Source organism: Silvania sp. (genome assembly GCF_051656365.1).
Classification (GTDB): domain Bacteria; phylum Pseudomonadota; class Gammaproteobacteria; order Enterobacterales; family Enterobacteriaceae; genus Enterobacter; species Enterobacter hatchlandensis.
Map to the genome: position 1 here is coordinate 23,050 of NZ_JBOGBT010000027.1, position 7,593 is coordinate 30,642.

At 54.4% G+C, this 7,593-nt stretch carries 5 protein-coding genes; 1 reads left to right on the forward strand and 4 read right to left on the reverse strand.

Features of this window, described 5'->3' with window-relative positions:
• Positions 1–75: 75 nt before the first annotated feature.
• Together glmS and glmU are read right to left on the reverse strand one after the other, a co-directional pair.
• On the reverse strand, positions 76–1,905 hold the full coding sequence (glmS, locus tag ACRDD5_RS05070) for a glutamine--fructose-6-phosphate transaminase (isomerizing) (protein ID WP_271283071.1): 1,830 nt from the start codon (positions 1,903–1,905) through the stop codon (positions 76–78).
• A gap of 182 nt (positions 1,906–2,087) precedes the next feature.
• A complete protein-coding gene (glmU, locus tag ACRDD5_RS05075; protein WP_438676107.1) occupies positions 2,088–3,458 on the reverse strand; it encodes a bifunctional UDP-N-acetylglucosamine diphosphorylase/glucosamine-1-phosphate N-acetyltransferase GlmU in 1,371 nt (456 codons plus the stop codon).
• A gap of 343 nt (positions 3,459–3,801) precedes the next feature.
• Between glmU and ACRDD5_RS05080 the strand changes: the two genes are divergently transcribed.
• On the forward strand, positions 3,802–5,895 hold the full coding sequence (locus ACRDD5_RS05080; RefSeq protein ID WP_438676108.1) for a right-handed parallel beta-helix repeat-containing protein: 2,094 nt from the start codon (positions 3,802–3,804) through the stop codon (positions 5,893–5,895).
• Between the two features lie 337 nt (positions 5,896–6,232).
• On the opposite strand, the gene ACRDD5_RS05085 is transcribed toward ACRDD5_RS05080, so the two are convergent.
• Together ACRDD5_RS05085 and atpD are read right to left on the reverse strand one after the other, a co-directional pair.
• Positions 6,233–6,652 carry a F0F1 ATP synthase subunit epsilon gene (locus ACRDD5_RS05085; RefSeq protein WP_271266139.1) on the reverse strand — a complete coding sequence of 140 codons (420 nt, stop codon included), beginning with the start codon at positions 6,650–6,652 and terminating at the stop codon, positions 6,233–6,235.
• Positions 6,653–6,672: 20 nt separating this feature from the next.
• A partial coding sequence (gene atpD, locus ACRDD5_RS05090; RefSeq protein WP_438676109.1) for a F0F1 ATP synthase subunit beta occupies positions 6,673–7,593 on the reverse strand: 921 nt, incomplete at its 5' end.

The window sequence follows — 7,593 nt, forward strand, 5'->3', positions numbered from 1 at the left end:
AAATAGCTGAAGATGACAGATTGTCATATACGGAAGGGATAAAAAAACTCCACCCGAAGGTGGAGTCTGGAGAGATTATTCTACGGTAACCGACTTCGCCAGGTTACGCGGCTGGTCAACGTCAGTGCCCTTGATCAGCGCAACGTGATACGCCAGCAGCTGCAGCGGAACGGTATAGAAGATTGGCGCAATCACCTCTTCCACATGCGGCATCTCAATGATGTGCATGTTGTCGTTGCTGGTGAAACCGGCGTCGCTGTCCGCGAAGACATACAGCTGACCGCCACGTGCGCGCACTTCTTCAATGTTGGATTTCAGTTTTTCCAGCAGTTCGTTGTTTGGCGCCACAACGATAACCGGCATATCCGCATCAATCAGCGCCAGCGGGCCGTGCTTCAGCTCACCTGCCGCATAGGCTTCTGCGTGGATGTAGGAGATCTCTTTGAGCTTCAGCGCGCCTTCCAGCGCGATCGGGTACTGATCGCCACGACCGAGGAACAGGGCGTGATGCTTGTCAGAGAAATCTTCTGCCAGCGCTTCGATGCGTTTGTCCTGAGACAGCATCTGCTCAATACGGCTCGGCAGCGCCTGCAGACCGTGAACAATGTCCTGCTCGATGGACGCATCCTGACCTTTCAGGCGTGCCAGTTTCGCCACCAGCATCAGCAATACTGTCAGCTGGGTGGTAAAGGCTTTGGTCGATGCCACACCAATTTCGGTTCCGGCGTTGGTCATCAGCGCCAGATCAGATTCACGCACCAGAGACGAACCCGGCACGTTACAGATCGCCAGCGAACCGAGATAGCCCAGCTCTTTAGACAGACGCAGCGCCGCCAGAGTATCGGCGGTTTCACCGGACTGGGACAGGGTGATCATCAGGCTGTTGCGGCGGACGGCCGATTTGCGATAGCGGAATTCGGAGGCGATTTCCACATCGCACGGCACGCCTGCCAGCGATTCAAACCAGTAGCGGGAGACCATACCGGAGTTGTAGGAGGTGCCGCAGGCAACAATCTGAATATGCTCTACGTTTGCCAGCATCTCGTTGGCGTTTGCACCCAGCTCACTCAGGTCGACCTCGCCGTGGCTGATACGCCCGGTCAGGGTATTTTTGATGGCGTTCGGCTGCTCGTAGATCTCTTTCTGCATGTAGTGACGGTATGCGCCTTTGTCACCCGCGTCGTACTGCAGGCTTGATTCGATATCCTGACGCTTCACCTGCTCGCCAGATTTATCAAACAGGGTCACATCGCGACGGGTCACTTCGGCGATATCGCCCTCTTCCATGAAGATAAAGCGACGGGTCACCGGCAGCAGCGCCAGCTGATCGGAGGCGATAAAGTTCTCGCCCATCCCCAGACCGATCACCATCGGGCTGCCAGAACGCGCGGCCAGAAGGGTGGACGGGTCTCGGCTGTCCATGATCACGGTGCCATATGCGCCGCGCAGGTGCGGGATCGCACGCATCACGGCTTCACGCAGCGTGCCGCCCTGCTCCAGTTCCCAGTGAACCAGGTGGGCGATCACTTCAGTGTCCGTTTCAGAAACGAAGGTATAACCGCGCGCCGTCAGTTCCGCGCGCAGGGGTTCGTGGTTTTCGATGATGCCGTTATGCACCACCACAATGTGTTCAGAGACATGCGGGTGTGCGTTGCCTTCTGAAGGTTCACCGTGCGTTGCCCAGCGAGTATGAGCAATACCTGTGCCGCCATGCAGCGGATTGTCTTCCGCTGCCTGCGCCAGCATGTTCACTTTACCGAGGCGACGCAGGCGGGTCAGATGACCTTCTGCATCGACCACTGCCAGACCGGCAGAGTCATAACCACGGTATTCCAGACGACGTAACCCTTCGAGAAGGATTTCAGCAATATCACGCTGCGCAACTGCTCCAACGATTCCACACATAGTTTTATATTCCAGATAGAGGCTTTACGCCTGTGTTGTCGCTGACCTGTTTTGCCCGTTTTATCGGGCGCCCCGAGCCTTGTAGAGAGTGGGGTTATATTTATTAGATACTGCCTTTGGGCGGGGGATTATGTTATCCCCTCTACCCGGAACCTCTCCCAAAGGGAGAGGTAATAAATGAGTTACTTCTTTTTCACCGGGCGTTTCCAGCCCGGCTTCTGTACCTGCGGCACGCGGCTGATGACCAGCGCGTTATCCGCCACATCGCGCGTAACGGTGGTACCTGCGGCAATCGTGGCGCCATTGCCCACGGTGACCGGGGCCACCAGTTGGCTGTCGGAACCGACAAACACGTCATTACCGATGATAGTTTTAAACTTGTTAGCACCATCGTAGTTACAGGTGATGGTACCGGCGCCGATATTCACGTTGTCACCGATTTCAGCATCGCCCAGGTAAGTAAGATGACCCGCTTTCGAGCCCTTACCCAGACGCGCTTTTTTCATTTCTACGAAATTACCGACATGCGCGCCTTCCAGCAGCTCCGCGCCAGGACGCAGGCGAGCAAACGGCCCAATGGTGCAGGCGGCAGCCAGGTTTGCATCTTCAACCACGCTGTAGGCGCTGATCTCGCAATCGTCGCCAATCACGCTGTTTTTGATCACGCAACCCGCGCCGATCTTCACGCGGTGGCCGAGGGTGACGTTACCTTCAAGAATAACGTTAGTATCGATTTCAATATCGCGCCCGTGATTGAGTACACCACGCAGATCGAAACGTGCCGGATCGCGCAACATAACGCCTGCCAGCAGCAGCTTTTCAGCCTGCTCGGACTGGTAAACGCGCTCCAGACGGGACAGCTGCAGACGGTTGTTCACGCCTTCGACTTCGCTTAAGCGGTCCGGATGCACGGCAGCAATCTCGTGGCCTTCCTGATACGCCATCGCAATAATATCGGTGATGTAGAATTCACCCTGCGCATTGTTGTTGTTCAGGTTTGCCAGCCAGCGCTTCATGTCCGCGCCATTGGCGATCAGGATCCCGGTATTAATTTCCTGGATTTCACGCTGCGCATCGGTGGCATCTTTATGCTCGACAATCCCGGTCACGTTGCCGTTATCACGGGTGATTCGGCCGTAGCCCGTTGGATCGTCCAGCTTGACGGTCAACAGCCCAATGCCGCCCTGCGGTTTTGCTGCACGCAGGCGAGCCAGGGTCTCAACGGAGATCAGCGGCACGTCGCCGTAGAGCATCAGAATGTCTTCATCGTCGGAGAAGAACGGCGAGGCCTGCTGCATGGCGTGACCGGTACCCAGCTGTTCAGCCTGCAGGACCCAGTTGAGTTTGTCGTCACGCAGCGTCTGCTTCAGCAGGTCGCCACCGTGACCGTACACCAGATGGACCTGGCTGGCGCCAAGTTCATTCGCGGCATCAATAACATGCTGCACCATCGCTTTCCCTGCCAGGGTATGCAGCACTTTAGGAAGATCGGAATACATGCGGGTGCCTTTGCCTGCGGCAAGAATGACCACGCTCATCGTATTATTCAACATACACGTCCTGACTGTAATTTGAGTGAGAAGTAGAACCCTTCGGTGTTGAAAATTCTACATATTTTTCGCCCTAAAATGGAGCGGCGGTAAAACGAACAACATCGCTTGATACGGGCTATTTACCGGTACTTTTTACAGCAGAATAGATAACTTTTCATAAGGAATATAGCGCCGTTTAGCGAAGTCTCCAGCCATCACAACGTGTTAGCCATTTTTTCGTTCCATGAATAAAGCCACATAAAAACAAAACGCCGTTTTATTTATCTAATTATGTGACAAATGAAAAAGAAACGATGTTTCAACCTGATGATAATAGCGCTCAATTATTACTCAGGAGAATAAAATGAAGTCTACAATACCTCTGGCCCTGATGATGTGCACCACCTTCGCCGCCACTGCTGCCGAGCAGCCGCATGTCTGGAAGGCCATTGCGTTTGGTCAGTCTACGGACGAAAATTTTTCGTCCAACGTGCTGCCCGAAAAGATTGGCGTTAACGATGTCACTGTCGACGGAAAAACGCTGAAGCCGCAAGAGAGTGTCGATCTGGCCAAAGCCATAACCCTGGAAAGCCGAGGCGGTAAAATCGCCAACGCCCATGATGGCCTGACCTTCTTCTATACCGAACTGCCGGCCGGGGAGAATTTTGTCTTACAGGCCAATATCAAGGTGGATCAGTTTGGGCCGGAAAATGGTGCCAAACCTGCCGCACAGGAAGGGGCCGGGCTGCTGGTGCGCGATATTATCGGCACGCCTCGTCAGCAGCCGCTGAAGGCGGGTTACGAAGAGTTTCCTGCCGCCTCGAACCTGGTGATGAACGCCATCATGACTCAGGATAAAAAGGATCATCAGCGGGTGAAGATGCAGGCCATTACTCGCGAGGGGATCACCCGTCCGTGGGGGAATGCCGGTGCCGCCATCAAAAAACAGAGCTATAAGGAAGAGGTCGATCTGAGCCAGACCCCGGAATTCCGCCTGAAGCTGCAGCGCACTAACGATGGGTTTGTCACCGCATGGGCGCCGGTAGGCAGCGACAGCTGGGTGAGCAAGAGCGTGCCGCGCGCCGATCTGATTTCAGTGCAGAATAAGGATCGCTATTACGTCGGCTTCTTTGCCTCCCGCAATGCCAAAATTACGGTGACCGATGCCTCGCTGACCACCTCCAGCGCCAACACCGTCGCGTCCGCCCCGTGGAAAGCAGAGCCATTGCCGCTGCTGGTCCAGCTGGCATCCGCCAACAACAGCCCGTCAGCCGATTACCTGCTGCAGGCGCGCGCCAACGAGGACGGGACTTTTAACGTGCGGCAAAATGAAGTGGTGATCGGGAATGCGAAAGCGGTGAAAGCAGGCGAGATGTATTCTCTGCCAACTCGCCTGGAGCAGACCAGTCACTTTGCTCTCACCTTTACCCCTACGCAGGGCGAGCCCGTGACGCAGCAGTTCAGCGTCGAGCGCATCGCTGAGCGAAAAACCGATATCCTGTACGCCGCTCCGGACGGGAAGCCAGATGCGCAAGGCACAGCTGCTGCACCACTGGACGTTGCCACCGCTATCACCCTGCTGGCCCCCGGCGGTAGGCTGGTGCTGAAAAGCGGAGATTATCCCCGCGCCCAGATCCCTCTTACCGCCAGTGGAACTCCCGATAAGCTGAAAACGCTGGAGGCGGACGGTAAAGTGGTGATCCACGGCCTGCTGCTGGACGCCAGCTACTGGCATATCAAGGGAATCGACGTTACGGAGAAAAGCCTGCGTATCCAGGGCAGCCATAACCTGGTTGAACAGGTCACCGCGTATCGCAACGACGATACCGGGATCCAGATATCGTCTCCGGAGAAAATTGGCCGTCCACTGTGGGCAAGCTATAACCGGGTGATCAATTCCGAATCGTATGCCAACCAGGATCCCGGCAAGATTAATGCTGATGGCTTTGCGGTGAAGATGCGGGTTGGCGAAGGCAACCGGCTGGAGAATTGCTATGCGCACGACAATATTGATGACGGCTTTGACCTGTTCAACAAGATTGAAGACGGTGCGAACGGCGTGGTGGTGATCGAGAACTCAGTCGCCAGCAATAATACCAGCAACGGCTTTAAGCTTGGCGGGGAAGGGCAGCCTGTGGCGCACCAGATCCGCAACAGCAAAGCGACGGGCAATCATCTGGATGGCTTCACCGATAACTTTAACCCAGGCAAGCTGGTGGTTGAGAATAACCTTGCGGTGGATAACCAGCGTTTCAACTATATCTTCCGCCCAAGTCCGTACGGCGATGTGACCACGCAGGGAACATTTACCGGCAACGTGTCGATCCGTAACCAGCCAGGACAGTACGATGATGCAGTCGTGGGGATGATTGATAACACGAATTACTTTATTGCCGGGGGCAAAAGCGTCAATACGGAAGGGAAAGAGGTCGATAAAGCTCAGGTGAAAACCCAGTAACCAGAGAGGCGCTTCGCTTATCACACGACGGTAAGCGTGGCGCCACCCGGCATATCAGCACTTAGTGGTTGATTGTACCGAAAGAGATCGTCATGCTGCTGAAAAGGGCGATGATTTTGTTGATAATTTTCATGATGGCATCCTGATGTTGTTGGCGTTCAGTTATGTGACATTCATCACAAAACGAAGTCTACTCCTGAACATTTTGCCGATCAAGCTTTTGTGATGTAAATCACAAAATAAATAAAACACCTTTTCAGTTTTGGAATTAATGAAACGCAGCCATAAAAAAAGCCAGCCTGGGAACCAGACTGGCTTTTATGCTTTCAAGCCGGTGTTACATCGCTTTTTTGGTCAACTCGATAACGCGCAGTTTCGCGATCGCTTTGGCCAGCTCTGCAGACGCCTGAGCGTAATCCACGTCGCCATGAGAGCTTTTAATCTGCTCTTCTGCTTTACGCTTCGCTTCCAGAGCTCGCGCTTCGTCGAGATCCTGGCCACGAATTGCGGTATCAGCCAGTACGGTCACGCTACCAGGTTGCACTTCAATAATGCCGCCTGACAGATAGATAAACTCTTCATGACCGAACTGTTTAACGATGCGGATCATACCAGGCTTAATGGCGGTGAGCAGCGGGGCGTGACCCGGGAAAATACCCAGTTCACCTTCGCTACCCGTTACCTGGATTTTTTCGACCAGACCAGAGAACATTTGTTGCTCTGCGCTGACGACATCCAGGTGGTATGTCATTGCCATATCACCCTCCGATTAAGGCGTTAAAGTTTTTTGGCTTTTTCCACGGCTTCGTCAATGGAACCGACCATATAGAACGCCTGCTCCGGCAGGTGATCGTATTCGCCTTCCATGATGCCTTTAAAGCCACGGATGGTGTCTTTCAGCGCAACATATTTGCCCGGGGAACCGGTAAATACTTCTGCTACGAAGAACGGCTGGGACAGGAAGCGCTGGATCTTACGTGCGCGTGCTACCACCAGTTTGTCTTCTTCAGACAGTTCATCCATACCCAGGATGGCGATGATGTCTTTCAGTTCCTGATAACGTTGCAGCAGGGACTGTACACCACGCGCGGTGTCGTAGTGTTCCTGACCAACGACCAGTGGATCCAGCTGACGGCTGGTGGAATCCAGCGGGTCAACGGCCGGGTAGATACCCAGAGACGCGATCTGACGGCTCAGTACCACGGTTGCATCTAAGTGAGCAAAGGTGGTTGCTGGAGATGGGTCAGTCAAGTCATCCGCAGGTACGTATACCGCCTGAACAGAGGTGATAGAACCGGTTTTGGTAGAGGTGATACGTTCCTGCAGAACACCCATCTCTTCCGCCAGGGTCGGCTGGTAGCCTACCGCTGATGGCATACGACCCAGCAGTGCAGATACTTCCGTACCGGCCAGGGTATAACGGTAGATGTTGTCAACGAACAGCAGTACGTCACGACCTTCGTCACGGAACTTCTCAGCCATGGTCAGACCGGTCAGCGCAACGCGCAGACGGTTTCCTGGTGGCTCGTTCATCTGGCCATAAACCAGGGACACTTTGTCCAGAACGTTGGAGTCGGTCATTTCGTGGTAGAAGTCGTTACCCTCACGAGTACGCTCACCCACGCCTGCAAACACGGAGTAACCGGAGTGCTCGATCGCGATGTTACGGATCAGCTCCATCATGTTTACGGTTTTACC